This window comes from Robertmurraya sp. DFI.2.37 (assembly GCF_029211245.1).
Taxonomy (GTDB): domain Bacteria; phylum Bacillota; class Bacilli; order Bacillales; family Cytobacillaceae; genus Robertmurraya; species Robertmurraya methanolica_A.
Genome location: NZ_JARGEJ010000017.1, coordinates 55,656 through 71,059 on the forward strand (window position 1 = coordinate 55,656; position 15,404 = coordinate 71,059).

Here is a 15,404-nt window from a genome sequence, read left to right on the forward strand (position 1 = left end):
CTTGCATGAAACAAAGCCTGATTGGACAAAGTGTTTTTGGAAGGGAGCATGTAGACGTGAAAATGTTAAAAATGTACGTAAATGGGGAGTGGGTAGACAGCATCTCTGGAAAGACGATCACGGTTATAAACCCTTCAACTGGTGATGAAATCGCTAAAGTACCAATGGGGAACAAAGAGGATATTGATCATGCGGTTCGTTCGGCTCGGATGGCTTTTGAATCAGAAGGATGGCTGCAAAACTTTCGTCCACATGAAAGAGGATACGTATTGTTAGAGGTGGCAGCTAAAATACGTGAAATTAAAGATGAATTGGCGCAGTTGGAAGCGATTGATGTGGGAAAACCCCTTTCTCAAGCATATGCGGATGTAGAGGCCGCTGCAAGGTATTTTGAATACTATTCGGGAATGGCAGACAAAATTTTAGGAGAAACGATCCCGATTGAATATGGGATCATCGATTATACAGTTCGGGAGCCAATAGGCGTGACGGCACATATCATCCCGTGGAATTATCCAATCCAGATTATTTCAAGAAGTGTTGCAGCAGCAATCGCAACGGGCAATGCTTGTGTTGTAAAGCCAGCAGAGGATACACCATTAACGGCCCTAAAGCTAGCAGAAATTTTCTCAGAAACGAAGCTGCCGAAAGGGATCTTGAACATTATTACAGGCTATGGATATGAGGCAGGAGCAGCATTGTGTAAACACCATGACATCAATCATATTACTTTTACAGGTTCTGTAGCAACAGGGATGACTGTGATGAAAGCTGCAGCAGAAAACATCGTTCCGGTAACGCTTGAACTTGGCGGAAAATCGCCCAATATCGTTTTTAGCGACTGTGACGAAGAAGCCGCGATTGAATGGGTAGTTAAGTCCATTATTCAAAATGCAGGCCAAACTTGTTCGGCTGGCTCAAGACTTTTGGTAGAAGCGTCAGTTAAAGATCAGTTTGTAGCTAAAGTGGCTCGTCGAATGAAAGAGCTAAAAGTCGGTCCAGGTGTGGCCGATCCAGATATCGGTCCAATCTTATCACAAAAGCAATTTGAGAGAATTGAATCTTTTATTGAAACTGCAAAAGCCGAAGGAATTACGATATTAACAGGGGGAACAGCAGTGGAGATAGAAGGTTGTGAAGGCGGATGGTACTTCGCTCCAACGGTATTGGATCAGATCGATCCAGACTGTAAATTGGCTCAGGAAGAGATTTTCGGACCTGTATTATCTGTTTTTAGTTTTGAAACAGAGGAAGAAGCGCTTGAGCTTGCCAATAATACGGAATACGGATTGGTGACGGGGATCTGGACAAATGATGTGAAGCGAGCCCATAGACTAGCCAATAAAGTCCGCAGTGGCCAAGTCTTTATCAATAATTATGGTGCAGGCGGTGGCATCCAAATGCCATTTGGTGGATACAAAAAGAGTGGCTTTGGCAGAGAAAAAGGGCTTGAAGCATTAAGAAATTATACACAATTGAAAAATGTTGCTTTAAGGTATGACAAATAAACAGATGTTCTGTCTTAGATTCTGGCAGTATACCATTTATAAACGTGTTTTAGACGTGAGAAATGATTGAACGCATGCCTGTGGATAAATGGCATGCGTTTAGAGTCAGATTTGGTAGATTAAGTCGCTTTACTATGTTGGAAGTAATGCGCTTTTATGGCAACTTCAATCGCTGAGCGACTTGCTGGCTCCAATAGGTCGTTGCCAAGTAATTGCTGAATTTTTTCTAACCGATGGTAAAGGGTTTGTCTAACAATGAATAATTGTTCGGCCGCTTCTTTTTTTGAACCGAGGCAATCTAAATAAGTTGAAAGAGTGCGGAGTAAATCACTGTCATTCTCTTTATCGTAATTAATTAAAGGACCAATATGTTGGTCTATAAAAGCTGTTAATTCGTCTTTATCCTTTAGCTGAAAGAAAAGATGATGAATGCCGATATCTTCATAAAATGGAGAAGAAATGAGGTTGGCCTCTTGCAACCTTATACTTTTCTTTGCGTCTGAAAAAGAGTTTTTAAGTAAGGAAATGTCTGTATCCAATCGGCTAATGCCAAAAGTGTTTCTCTGTTGTTGTTTTCCAGATAGTAGGGAAATGATTTTTTTACTTAGATGCCGTAATTTGTTTTTGTTTTCAGCAATGGTTTCTTTTGTTTGCGAAAAACAAATTATTACAATTTGATTTTTTCTAACAGAAATAATAGGCACGAAATTTTGTTGAGAGAACAACGTTCTAATCGAAAGAGATAATTGTAGTTTTAATTCTTCCCACTCATTTGTCGATGTAACCAACTTCTCGAAATCGGTTTGGATAACAATCGTTCTAAATTGATAATCATTTTTAAAATGATTGGGAAATGGAAAAAGAGTCATTAATTCTTCAATTGGATATTTTTTTCCTTGAATGCAGTTTTGAACCACTTCATCTTCTTGATTAAGTTTTCTTTCCTCTATCGTTCGATTTCGTAATAAAATTTGTGCGATTGCAGAAGCGCAACGATCTAGAACAGATAGGGTGAACTCATTATCATCTTTAGAAGCAACTTCAAGGCATAAATGACCCCATACTTGTCCTAAACCAATACAAGGGTAAATAAGAATATCTTGGTTTTCAATGGTTTTTATCTCAGGCTCTTTCACTTGTTGTAATCTATAATAGTTTGATTGTAAGAGATTGTTGAAATGTTTGGTTTCCGGCGGATAGTGAAAGCTTTGTTCATCTTTAGACATAAAGATGACCTTTTTGTGAAGGTAGTTTGATAATCTTTGCAAAATTTTCAGTGTTCCATTATGAGTGAGTGATAAATTTGTAAATTCTTTTGCGATTTCATTCAGTTGATTTAACATCTGGTAGTGTTGATTGATGATTAATGTATGTAAATCTAGTGTAATGTCGACAAACTTAACGACTTTCTCAAAAATGATAATTGGGAAATTATCTTGATCCGCTAACTGTTTAATTTCGGGAGAAAGGGTATGAAAGTAAGAGCCTTTTTCTATACAAAGACAGCTCACATTCTTTTTCATGAGTAGCTCGTATGTTTTATGATTGCTTGAGGAATCAAGTTCTAGTCCTAAACCGGTAGTAAGTATTAATTCTCCTCCATTTAATAAAGACTCAAAGTCTTTCGTTTCAAGTATATGGGCCCATTTGATTTGTTTATCCAAACCACCTTCCCCAGCAAGTAGCTTCGCATATCGGAATGTTTCTCTGTTTAGTACATCCCGAACAGTAAGACTAAAATTGTTTTTCAACAGTAATCCCTCCCGTTTGTCTAAGGAAAATGGATAAGATTTAACAATGTGTAAAGTGAAAAAAGTGCAAATAGTCTGTAAATTTATTATTAAATAGACATTCCTTTGTGTCAATGGAAAGTAGACCGTGTCGTGATAAGAGTCAGTTCATAGAACGGGCGCTACTTAAACACATTACAAAGTGTAAAATCATTCGATTGGAGCTGAAAATGAGATGAGTGATATTGTGAAAGAGAATAGCAAGTCACTGGAAGAGAAAGACAAGAAGAACATTTGGCATCATATTACTCCGTATACAGAAAATCATTCACCGCTAATTGCATATGAAGGGCAAGGGTCTTGGATTACCGATCATCATGGCCATAAATATTTAGACGGTATGTCAGGATTATGGTGTGTAAATGTAGGTTATGGAAGGGAAGAATTAGCAATTGCAGCATATGAACAATTAAAAAAAATGGCGTATTTTCCGATGACACAAAGTCATGTACCTGCCATTGAACTAGCTGAAAAATTGAATAAATATTTAGATGATGACTATGTATTCTTCTATGGTAATAGTGGTTCGGATGCAAATGAAGTTGCATTTAAACTAGTGCGTCAATATCATGCTGAAAAAGGAACTCCTTCAAAATATAAGTTTATTTCACGGTATCGAGCCTATCATGGTAGTTCAATGGGGGCACTGTCCGCAACTGGTCAAGCGTTGAGAAAATATAAATACGAACCATTATCATCCGGTTTCCTTCACGTTGCTCCTCCCGATAATTTTAGAAGGCCTAAAGAGCTATCTGTAGAAGAATATAATTTGAAATGTGCGGAAGAACTCGAACAGAAAATCATATGGGAGCAAAAAGAGACCATCGCCGGGCTCATTATGGAGCCAATTATAACAGGAGGGGGGATGTTAATCCCACATAAGTGCTATGTTGAGAAAGTATATGAAATTTGCCAAAAGCACGATGTATTACTGATCATGGATGAGGTCATTTGTGGGTTTGGAAGAACAGGTAAAATGTTTGGGTTTATGCATTATGGTATAAAGCCGGATATTATTACGATGGCTAAAGGGATTACAAGTGCATATCTTCCATTGTCAGTCACAGCCGTAAGAAAGGAAATATATGAAGCTTTTAAGTCCAGTAATGAAACCAGCCATTTTAGACATATTAATACATTTGGAGGAAACCCAGCTGCCTGTGCGTTAGCAATAAAGAATATTGAAATTATGGAAAAAGAAAACTTAGTGGCAAGATCGGCAGTGCTTGGAGATAAATTATATAAAGGATTACAAGAGTTAGAGAACCATCCACATGTTGGAGACATTCGCCATAAAGGATTTTTAATGGGAATCGAAATAGTCGAGCATAAAGAAACGAAGGAGCCAGCAAACCCTACAAGGGTAAGTAAAATCATAAAAGAGTGCAGGGATTTAGGATTAATTATCGGAAAGAATGGAGATACCGTTGCAGGCTTTAACAATATTTTAACGATTTGTCCGCCATTATCCAGTACAGATGAGGATCTAAATTTCATCGTCAATGTGTTAAAAAAGGTATTTCAAGCAAACTCGTAATACTCAAGGAAAAGTAAAGAGGTGAAAGTAAATGACGGGTAAATTAAAGAATTTTATTAATGGGGAATGGAAAGAAAGCTGTGCTACACAATATCTTTCTGTCCCTAACCCTGCAACAGGAGAAGAAATAGCACAAGTACCTATATCTACTAAAGAAGATGTCCATCATGCTGTATCAGCTGCAAAGGAAGCTTTTAAAATTTGGAGCAAGACACCAGTTCCGAAACGAGCAAGAATCCTCTTTAAGTATCATCAATTATTAATGGATAACTGGAGTAATCTTGCAAAACTAATCACTATAGAAAATGGGAAAACCTATAAAGATGCATATGGAGAAGTACAAAGAGGTATCGAATGTGTTGAATTTGCCGCAGGAGCACCGAGCCTGATGATGGGGAAGCAGTTACCTGATATTGCAACGAACATGGAATCTGGAATGTATCGCTATCCAGTTGGAGTGGTAGGAGGAATTACTCCTTTTAATTTTCCAATGATGGTACCATGTTGGATGTTCCCATTAGCGATTGCTTTAGGAAATACATTCGTATTAAAGCCTAGTGAACGTACACCACTATTAGCTAATCGATTAGCGGAATTATTTAAGGAGGCAGGTTTACCAGATGGTGTCCTCAATATTGTACATGGTGCCCATGATGTGGTAAATAGTCTATTACAACATGAAGATGTCCCGGCTATTTCATTTGTAGGGTCACAACCAGTAGCGGAATATGTATATAAAGAAGCAAGTGCGAACGGAAAGAGAGTTCAAGCATTAGCAGGAGCAAAAAATCATTCAATCGTGTTACCTGATGCAGATTTAGATGCAGCTGTGAAGGAGATTATAGGCGCCGCTTATGGATCAGCAGGAGAAAGATGTATGGCTTGTTCAGTCGTTGTAGCGGTAGGTGAAGTGGTGGAGCCACTCGTGAAAAAATTAAAGGATTGTGCAGATGAAATTAGAATAGGTGATGGTTTAGAGGAGGATGTATTTTTAGGACCAGTGATTCGTCCTGAGCATAAAAATCGAACAGAAAATTATATACGATTAGGTGTTTCTGAAGGGGCACAATTAGTCCGCGATGGAAGTAAAGATGAAGCGTACCATCATGATGGCTATTTTATAGGACCAACGATCTTTGATCATGTAACGACTGATATGACTATTTGGAAGGAAGAAATATTTGCACCAGTCCTATCAATTGTTAGAGTGGAAAGTCTAGAGGCAGCCATTGCCTTAACAAACAAATCTGATTTCGGCAATGGGGCATGTATTTTTACGCAAAGTGGTCATAATGTTCGGTATTTTAGGGAGAATATTGAGGTGGGAATGCTCGGAGTAAATATTGGAGTACCTGCACCGATGGCATTCTTCCCATTCTCTGGCTGGAAAAACTCTTTCTATGGAGACCTACATGCTAACGGATCGGATGGGGTAGAATTTTACACAAGAAGAAAAATGGTAACGGCAAGATGGTAATTGCGAGGTGTAGTAGGTTTATATTTAACTAACTTTAGAAATGATTAGGCGATGATGAAAATAATGGCTAATCTTGAAGCGGGTAAAGGGGAGATTCGTAATCTCCTTTTTTTAGTTTGTCATAGTTTCGATTCTACTGATCCATGGAGAACAAGCTGGGGCAGAATAGGATATCGTTTGTCCTCATAGAACGGTTCAAGAGAATAGGGGAAGCTGGTAATGAACGTAGTTTGAGTTCATGAGGACAGAGAAAGCTAAAAAAGAGCGAAGCGTGTCCGCATGAAGGGTTCATTTAATAATTGTATGGCTTTATGTATTCTAGCACTTAAATAAAAGTTAAGAGAGTTCAAGAAAGAGACCTCTTGAATGTGAGTGGGATAGCGTAGTTTCGTAAAGGAAATATTGGTATATTAAGGAGCAACCTTTCAAGGGGGATATGCTCCGTACTGGCGAGGGTTCCCCGCGTGCAACAAATATTGGAAATACTGATTAACTTCACTTGGGGTTTTTATAGAAAGAAAACCATACGCTAGGTGTATTGTTCCGGGGAGTTTTCAGCAGTGTATTAAAAAAGCCCCTTCTAAGTTGCAAAATAAATTTTGGTTGGTTAAACCAAATTTATCTAGCTACGGGTACCTTTATGTCGTCTGATGTTAACAGTTTAGCACATACAAAATGGAATTGTTAGTATCACATTGTCCTTGCACCAAAATACAGAAGACAAATGATATATGGAAAGTTTAAAAAAGATAACGGACAATGGATGGATCCTCACATTTCTATCTCTGTTGTTTTATAATTCTGGAGAGGTTATTTTCCATGTTTTTCCTTTATGCGGATAAAGTGAGTGTGATCTACCTTGGTGACGAAAGTTTTAGAAAATAGCAGATTATTATGTTCAAAAAGGAAAGCACACATTTCAATTTTGTTTAAGCATTAGCGATATGTTAGCCTATCAAGTTATTTGTGAAATTTCGTCTATACGTGGCGTTTTGGCAACATGCATATTAGATCAAATACCTCGAGAAAATATCGAGAATACTACTTCGAATCCGTATTTTGTTAAACTGTTGCTACCCGCTGTTACTTACTTGAGTAGCAGAAGTTTTGCCAAATATCAGTTCGCGAACTGCGAAACGCCAGTAGCGATGGCAGTATAAATAATGAAGATGTATGTTACGACTTGCCGTAGTGGTTTAGCGGATGTGAGAAGTAACAGTGCGAAAAATCCACGGTGTCGTTAATATTCACTGTGGGAAGCAGCCTATCTCTTGGCACGAGAAGTAGTATTTACCTTGGACAATCGCTGTAGTTATCAATTCCATTATTGTAACATTTTGTCATAAAATGAAGTATAATAGAATAAAAGATTAATTTCAAAGTCTTGATAGAGCTTCATTTTACCAAATCCAAGCATGTCATACGAACCTATCAAGGCTAGATTGATCAGGACAACTGGAAAGGGAGTGATAGATCTGGGATTTGCTGCTCATATAAGAGAGAGTGATTTTGAGGTTCAAACGGTCGGTAAGCATTCAGCAGAAACAGCACTATTGGCAAGGGAATTTGGCAGGAAGCTGCAAGTAGAGAACATGGCGGAGCTAAGCGGTTTTCTGCATGACATGGGCAAATGGACGAGCGAATTCAGCGAATATCTTCACAAGGTCGTGATTGACAAAGAACGATTGTCACCTTATATCGACCATTCCACTGCCGGGGCGAGATATTTATATGAGAACTACTATATTCACGATGTCGGTAAACAGCTGGGGATCGAGCAATGGGCGCAAAATTTGGTCGTAGAGGTTGTTGGGATGGTGATTCTCTCGCACCATTCCGGTCTGCAGGATTTTATAGGAGAAGACGGCCAATCCGATTTTATCCGGAGAGTACAGGAGAAGGAACTGCCCTATTATGAGGAAGTAGTCCGCAACTTTGAACAAGTCCATGAAAACATGGCCGAGGTGAAACGCCTGATGCAGAAATCCACCCAGGAAATGCAGGGTATTTTGAGCAACTTGCTGGAGCTGCGCCGCAAGTTTCGGCATTATCCTCTGTTGCTCAGTCTGAGCTTCGTTATGAAGGCGGTATTCAGTTGTTTGATCGATGCCGACAGGACCAATACGAGAAGGTTTGAAGAAAATGATCTCAACCCGCAGCAGGCAGATGTTCAGTCGTTCTTTCGACAATCGTACGGGCATCTGATGGAGCAGGTAGTAAAGTGGGAGACAGGCGGAAGCGAGACTCGCATTGATGAATTGCGCAGCCGGATGTCTGCTCAATGTGATGATTGGGCGGTACGGCCGTCGGGCATATACACCCTGTCAATTCCGACCGGAGGTGGGAAGACGTTTGCGAGCTTGCGGTACGCCTTGAAGCATGCGCTGGAGGAACAAAAAGACCGCATCATCTACGTGGTTCCTTACACAACCATATTGGAACAGAATGCGGCTGCTATCCGGAAAATCATTCAAAATCAGACCAGCGTTCTGGAGCATCATGGCAATGTCATTGATGACAAACTGCTGGATCATGACTTTGATTACTATGGTCACCCCCTCCATAAACAGCTGCAGTTGGCCAGAGACAACTGGGACTACCCGATTATATTTACAACGATGGTGCAGTTTCTGGATGCGTTCTATGCGAAAGGGACGAGAAAAGCCAGAAGATTACATAATTTGATGAACAGCGTCATTATTTTTGACGAGGTGCAGTCGGTACCCTTTCAGCATTATCATTTATTCAATGAAGCAGTGAACTTTCTCCACTATATTGGCGGCAGCAGCATCTTGCTTTGTACAGCGACACAGCCTGCCGTGGCTGATATGCACTATCCGTTGCATCTCTCGACGAACCATGAAATGGTCGCAGATTTGGATCAGGTGGTCGTGGCATTCGAACGTGTGGAGTTTCAATTGGAGGACCAGGCCTTGGCTGGTATGGATCAAGAGCAGTTGGCCGACTATGTGCAGCAACTGTACGAGCGGCATCATTCGCTGCTTGTGATTCTGAATACCAAGAAGAGTGTACAGCAATTGTTTGAGGCGATGACCAGAAAGGGCGCAAGACATGTCTATCACCTTAGCACGCTGATGTGTCCGGCGCATCGAACGGTGATTCTGGATGAGGTGAAAGCGAGGCTGGAATCCGGTGAACCCGTTCTGTGCATCAGCACGCAGTTGATTGAGGCAGGGGTGGACATCAGCTTTCAGGCCGTGCTGAGAGCGGTAGCTGGACTGGATTCGATTGCCCAGGCAGCCGGACGATGTAATCGCCATGGCAAGGAGGATCGTGGTTGTATCTATCTAGTCAATGTGTCCGATGAGTATTTAGATCGTGTGCCGGAAATCAAGCATGGTAAAGTCGTGACCAATGACTATATTTTAAATGACCCCGATTATAGGCACAGATTGTTGCATCCTGATTCGATTAGGCGCTACTACCAATATTATTATCATCAACTACATCATCAGAACCGGTTGACCCATCCCAAATTACAGCGAGAGCTGATCGAATTGATTGATGAGAACAAGGTGTTCAGGGAGTATCAGAAGACGATCCTTCCTTCCATGTATAAAACATTAGAAGCGCATTTTCAAGCGATTGATTCTCCGACAACCACCGTTCTGGTCCCTTATGGACGAGGGAAAGAAATCATCGTGCAATTAAATGAAGAGATTCGAGATTTGTCTATCTTCAATCAACTGATCACGGAAGCTCAACAATACAGCATTAACGTGTTCTCGCAAACATTGCTTGAGCTCGGCCGGTCCAGTCTGGTTCACGCTTTATTTGAAAAAAGCATCTATTATCTCGATGAACAGGCATACAGCGATGAGTATGGACTGGCTGTCGACGGCGGCGGTTCGGCTGTCCTGTATTCCTATTAAAAACCAAGTACATTACAGGAGGTGATTCACATGCGCAATCAAATTGAATACGTCGTCCATGGCAAATACGCACTATTTACCGATCCGATTACCAAAATTGGCGGCGAGAAATTTACCTATCAGGTGCCAACTTACGAAGCGCTCAAAGGAATAACGGAATCCATTTACTGGAAACCTAGCATTACGTGGATTGTCGATGAAGTGAGAGTCATGCATCCGATTCAGACCGAGGTAAAAGGGATGCGTCCGATCAGATATCATGATAACGAAAATGACCTCGCTTACTACACTTATTTGCGCAATCCATGCTATCAGGTACGGGCTCATTTTGAATTTAATCAACTTCGACCAGATTTGAAAGCAGATTGGGTCGAGGAGAAGCATCATAATATTGCCAAACGCGCTGTCTTAAAGGGAGGGAGAAGAGATATCTTCCTCGGAACTAGGGAATGCCAGGGCTACGTCGAGTACGCTGCATTTGGTTCCGGTACAAGCTGTTATGACGACTATGGAGAGATTGCCTTTGGACCAATGTTTCACGGGTTCAACTACCCAGATGAAACGGGCGGAGCGAAGCTGGAAACACGTCTGTGGGCAGCCGAAATGGTAAATGGGGTGATTGCCTTCCCGCCGCCGGAGCAATGTGAATGGGTGCGACCGGTGAAGGAAATGGATACAAAATCATTTGTATTGGGGCAAAATATGCAACTGGTTACCAAGGAGTAAGGAAAGGAGGGAAGGCCGTGGCCTGGATGCAACAGCTTCAAGCTATGTATGATGAAAACAGTGGTGAGGTAGGGGAGTTTACCGTTCGTCACAAGCTGCGCTTCACTTTGCTGCCAGTTGCGCATATGACGCAAGGGGTGCAAGTGACGATTACGGTGACGGCCGAAGGCGAGTTTTATAATGCGGAAGTTGTGCCTAAGGAGGATGCGCGGACGATTACGCCGATGACGCTTGATTCGGCTAATCGTTCCGGGAGCAAGGTAGCGCCTCACTATATTCACGACAAATTGTTCTATGTGGCAGGTGATTATATAAAGTTCGGCACGAACGCTAAGCGAAACAAAAACTACGGGGAATACATGAAACAAATGGAAAAGTGGGCGAGCTCTGCTTACGGCCATCACAAAGTCAACGCGGTCACAAACTATGTGGCGAAGGGGCAAGTGATTCAAGATCTTATCGAAGCGGGATTGATCAGGCAGTATCCGGACGGGAAGATCGTCGAGAAGTGGGACAACCGCGCGTCACAACTACTAAATTCAGATAAACCGCCGCTATATGAGCTGCTGCAGCAAACCATTTTCGATATCGGCGTCCGTTTTAATGTAGTCAAGTCCCATCCGGAAGACAGAGACATATGGGAGGACAAAGAGCTCTTCCAGCGCTTTATTCAATACACGAATGAGGTGCTGATCCGGGACAACCCCAAATCGCTGTGTTATGCCACAGGAGACTATGCAGTGCCGACCACTCAGCATGGTGCACGAATTCGTAATGCGGGCGACAACGCTAAGTTGATATCGGCCAATGACGATCAGGGTTATACCTTCCGAGGCAAATGGAAAGAGCCTGAAGAAGCCGTGCAGATTAGTTACCACGTATCACAAAAGGCTCACCACGCCTTACGTTGGCTGATTCAACGGCAGGGAAGCTATGTTGATTCCCGGTATTTTGTCGTATTCAGAAAGCTTGGCGATACGGCAACGGATATATTCGCCTCGTCGTTTGATTTGCTTGCGGCGCTGCAAGTTCCCGGCGACCAGAAGGAAGTTGCTGAACGTAAACGAGGCACAGGAATCGTTGAAGCGGGTCAGGTGGCCGAGGCGCTGCAGGGATTGGTCCATAGCTTCGTGAGCGGTTTCTTTGACCAGACGATCGTCATGGCGCTCGATGCGGCCACGAAAGGACGTTTATCGATTGTTTATTATCAGGAGGTCGACAGTAAGCTTTACTTGAGCAATCTGACGCATTGGCATGAAACCTGTCGCTGGCTGCAGACCACTAAAGAAGATCACAAAGTGATTGCGTATATAGGTACGCCTTCTACTTACCGAATCTCCCAGGCTGTGTACGGGGAGAGAGCCGATGTAAGAGTGAAGAAGGAATTGTACACCCGGCTGCTGCCGTGCATTGTCGAGAAACAGGCGATCCCTAAAGATATTGTTTACTCCATTTTCGAACGTGTGAAGAATCCGGAAAGTTTTAAAAATACGAAGGAATCATGGGAAGCTACTTTAAACATCGCTTGCGCACTGATCAATAAAATGTATGAAAAGGAGGGATTGAATGTGGCTTTAGACATGGAGAATAAATCTCGTGATTATTTGTTTGGACGTTTGCTGGGGATTGCAGAAGTAATGGAAAGCCGTATTTTGCGCGAGCAGGAAGAAAATCGCGCCACCAATGCAACGCGTTATTTCAATGCTTTTGCCAATCGTCCGGCCAGAACATGGCTGGTGATCCGTAAACAATTGCAGCCTTATTTCAATCGGATGGGGAAGAAGGCAACGCATTATCAGATTTTGATACAGGAAGTTGAAGCGTCGATCCGCGAGTCGGACATGAACAATACGGCATTATCACCGTTGTTTCTAATTGGTTACAGCAGTCAGGTTCAAGAATTATATAAAAAGAAAGAGGTAGAGAAGGATGGCAGTGTTGCAGAACAAAATTGATTTTTCGGTTATTTTTACAGTAAACAAAGCCAATCCCAATGGAGATCCGCTGAACGGCAATCGACCGCGTCAGGATTTTATGGGCCATGGTGAAGTGTCGGATGTGGCGCTTAAACGTAAAATACGCAACCGGCTGCAAGACGAGGGGGAATCCATCTTTGTCCAGTCGGATGAACGAAGAACTGACGGCTATCGCAGTCTGAAGGATCGGGCGGAATCGGTTGAGGAACTGAAAAAATTACTCAATGATACAAAGGGCGATGAAGATATCGCAGCAATGCTGGCTTGTCAGCGATGGCTAGATGTGCGGGCCTTTGGGCAAGTCTTTGCGTTCAAGGACAATAAATTATCCATCGGTGTGCGGGGGCCGGTGTCGATTCATACCGCAACGAGTCTGGACCCCGTAGACGTCGCCAGTATGCAGATTACCAAGAGTGTCAACTCCACAACCAATAAAAAGAATCCGGGCGAGAAAACTCGGGATACGATGGGGATGAAGCATCGGGTAGATTTTGGCGTCTATGTGTTTCATGGCAGCATCAATCCGCAATTGGCAGAGAAGACGGGATTCACCGAAGCCGATGCCGAGAAAATCCGGCAGGCTTTGATCACACTCTTTGTCAATGATGCCTCCTCTGCAAGACCCGATGGAAGCATGGAGGTTAACAAAGTGTTGTGGTGGAAGCATTCCTCCCAAATTGGCCAGTATTCGTCGGCCAAGATTCATCGCGCTTTAAAGATTAATAAAAAAGCAGAACCGGTTCATTCGATTAACGACTATGACATCTCGATCGAAACATTGGAAGGCTTGGCATGTGAAATATATGAAGGTCTATAATGAGGACGACTTTCTTATGTTGTCCGGCATTCAACATTTTGTTTTTTGTCGCAGACAATGGGCGTTAATCCATGTTGAGCAGGAATGGCAGGACAATGTGCTGACACTGGAAGGGCAACTGGTCCATGAGCGAGCAGACAATGCCATGAGCAGGGAAAAGAGGGGAGAGCTGCTCATTGTACGAGCTCTTCCCCTCCAATCCGCAAGCCTGGGAATCAGTGGGATTTGCGACGTTGTGGAATGCGTTCAGCATCCTGAAGGAGTGCCGATTGCTGGAGAACAAGGAACTTATCACGTTTATCCTGTAGAGTATAAACGTGGCAAAACCAAGATTCATGATGCGGATCGCCTGCAGCTAACGGCGCAAGTGATGTGTTTAGAAGAAATGCTCGTCCATCCGCCAATTCCTGTTGCTTATCTTTATTACAATGAGACACGAAGACGCGAGGAAGTCACCATTACAGATGAACTCCGAAATAAAGTGCGGGACATTACAACGGAGATGCATCGATATTTTCGACAGCGACATACTCCTAAAGCAAAGACGGGCAAGCATTGTCGACAGTGTTCGTTACGGCATATTTGTTTGCCAGAACTGTTGAATAAAGAGAAAGCCTCCGCCTATGTAGAAAGGATGTTGCGTTTGTGAAGAAGTTGCAAAATGTCATCTATGTGACGATCCCGAATTGTTATCTGGCTCTATCAGGTGGGAATATCAATCTGCTGGTTGATCAGCAATCGATTGCGAAGGTCCCTTTGAATAACCTGGAGGGAATCTGTACATTTGGTCACCAAGGAATCAGTCCTGCACTAATGGAAGAATGCCTGGAAAGGAAGATTAGCATTTCATTTTTCAATCAGAACGGTAGATTCCGGGCGAGAATCACGGGCACGATCGATGGCAATGTCACTCTGCGCAAAACGCAGTACCGATGGTCGGACGATGAAGAGCGCAGTACAGATATTGCCCGAAATTTTATTATCGGCAAAGTATACAATACGATCCATCTGTTGAAACAAGTTAGGAAGTCTCATGCCTTACGAATTGAGCTTGACGCTTTGAATGAAACAATTGCATATTTGAGCGGCAGGATTGACGAGTTGAAGCGGGTGGATAATCTAGAATCCTTGCGAGGGCTGGAAGGAGAAGCCGCATCCCGCTATTTTCAGATTTGGGATCATTTGATTTTGCAGCAGAAAGAGGCGTTCTTTTTCCACGGCAGGTCAAGAAGGCCGCCACTGGATCGGACCAATGCCTTGCTTTCTCTAGCTTACAGCTTGCTCGCCAATGAAGTGACCTCTGGACTGGAGAGCGTGGGGCTTGATCCTTACGTAGGTTTTTTGCATCGAGATCGACCGGGTCGAAGGTCTTTGGCTTTGGATGTAATGGAGGAATTGCGGCCCGTGATGGCTGACAGATTTGTCCTGAATCTCATCAACCGCAAACAAATTCAGGCCAAAGATTTCAAGGTAAAGGAAAACAGCGCCTGTCTGCTCACCGATGAAGGGAGAAAAAAGTTCTTCCAGCTATGGCAAGAGCAGAAAAATGTTCAGATTGAGCATCCGTTTCTCAAAGAAAAAATCAAATGGGGCTTGCTACCGCACGTCCAATCGTTGCTCTTGGCCAGACATGTACGCGATGATCTGGATGTTTATCCCCCATTTATGTGGAGGGGATAG

10 protein-coding genes and 1 pseudogene are annotated in these 15,404 nt (G+C 42.7%); 10 read left to right on the plus strand and 1 reads right to left on the minus strand.

Features of this window, described 5'->3' with window-relative positions; genetic code table 11:
* Nucleotides 1-5: 5 nt before the first annotated feature.
* Complete coding sequence (locus tag PZE06_RS11505) at nucleotides 6-1,508, plus strand: aldehyde dehydrogenase family protein (protein WP_225310679.1); 1,503 nt, start codon at nucleotides 6-8, stop codon at nucleotides 1,506-1,508.
* Nucleotides 1,509-1,627: 119 nt separating this feature from the next.
* On the opposite strand, the gene PZE06_RS11510 is transcribed toward PZE06_RS11505, so the two are convergent.
* Nucleotides 1,628-3,259, minus strand: coding sequence for a PucR family transcriptional regulator (locus PZE06_RS11510; protein ID WP_170943554.1), 1,632 nt, complete (start codon nucleotides 3,257-3,259; stop codon nucleotides 1,628-1,630).
* A gap of 214 nt (nucleotides 3,260-3,473) precedes the next feature.
* Here PZE06_RS11510 and PZE06_RS11515 point away from each other — a divergent pair, with 214 nt between their 5' ends.
* The 9 genes and pseudogenes from PZE06_RS11515 (at nucleotide 3,474) to cas1c (ending at nucleotide 15,404) form a co-directional block, all read left to right on the plus strand.
* Entirely contained in the window at nucleotides 3,474-4,835 is a 1,362-nt protein-coding gene (locus PZE06_RS11515; RefSeq protein WP_150915781.1) for an aspartate aminotransferase family protein, read from the plus strand.
* A gap of 31 nt (nucleotides 4,836-4,866) precedes the next feature.
* Entirely contained in the window at nucleotides 4,867-6,312 is a 1,446-nt protein-coding gene (locus tag PZE06_RS11520; RefSeq protein ID WP_150915782.1) for a CoA-acylating methylmalonate-semialdehyde dehydrogenase, read from the plus strand.
* Between the two features lie 640 nt (nucleotides 6,313-6,952).
* Nucleotides 6,953-7,072 (plus strand): annotated as a pseudogene (locus tag PZE06_RS11525) (transposase); the annotation flags it as partial.
* A gap of 706 nt (nucleotides 7,073-7,778) precedes the next feature.
* The gene (cas3, locus tag PZE06_RS11530; protein ID WP_191963221.1) at nucleotides 7,779-10,205 is read left to right on the plus strand and encodes a CRISPR-associated helicase Cas3'; all 2,427 of its coding nucleotides are present in this window, start codon (nucleotides 7,779-7,781) and stop codon (nucleotides 10,203-10,205) included.
* Nucleotides 10,206-10,235: 30 nt separating this feature from the next.
* On the plus strand, nucleotides 10,236-10,931 hold the full coding sequence (gene cas5c, locus PZE06_RS11535; protein ID WP_150915784.1) for a type I-C CRISPR-associated protein Cas5c: 696 nt from the start codon (nucleotides 10,236-10,238) through the stop codon (nucleotides 10,929-10,931).
* A gap of 26 nt (nucleotides 10,932-10,957) precedes the next feature.
* Nucleotides 10,958-12,886 (plus strand): type I-C CRISPR-associated protein Cas8c/Csd1, encoded by a 1,929-nt coding sequence (gene cas8c / locus PZE06_RS11540; RefSeq protein WP_225310680.1) that lies wholly within the window; start codon nucleotides 10,958-10,960, stop codon nucleotides 12,884-12,886.
* Entirely contained in the window at nucleotides 12,861-13,724 is an 864-nt protein-coding gene (gene cas7c, locus PZE06_RS11545; RefSeq protein WP_150915786.1) for a type I-C CRISPR-associated protein Cas7/Csd2, read from the plus strand. The genes cas8c and cas7c overlap by 26 nt, the downstream gene beginning before the upstream one ends.
* 16 nt (nucleotides 13,725-13,740) lie before the next feature.
* Nucleotides 13,741-14,373, plus strand: a complete 633-nt coding sequence (gene cas4, locus PZE06_RS11550; RefSeq protein WP_306421188.1) for a CRISPR-associated protein Cas4 — start codon at nucleotides 13,741-13,743, stop codon at nucleotides 14,371-14,373.
* The gene (gene cas1c, locus PZE06_RS11555) at nucleotides 14,370-15,404 is read left to right on the plus strand and encodes a type I-C CRISPR-associated endonuclease Cas1c (RefSeq protein ID WP_150915787.1); all 1,035 of its coding nucleotides are present in this window, start codon (nucleotides 14,370-14,372) and stop codon (nucleotides 15,402-15,404) included. The genes cas4 and cas1c overlap by 4 nt, the downstream gene beginning before the upstream one ends.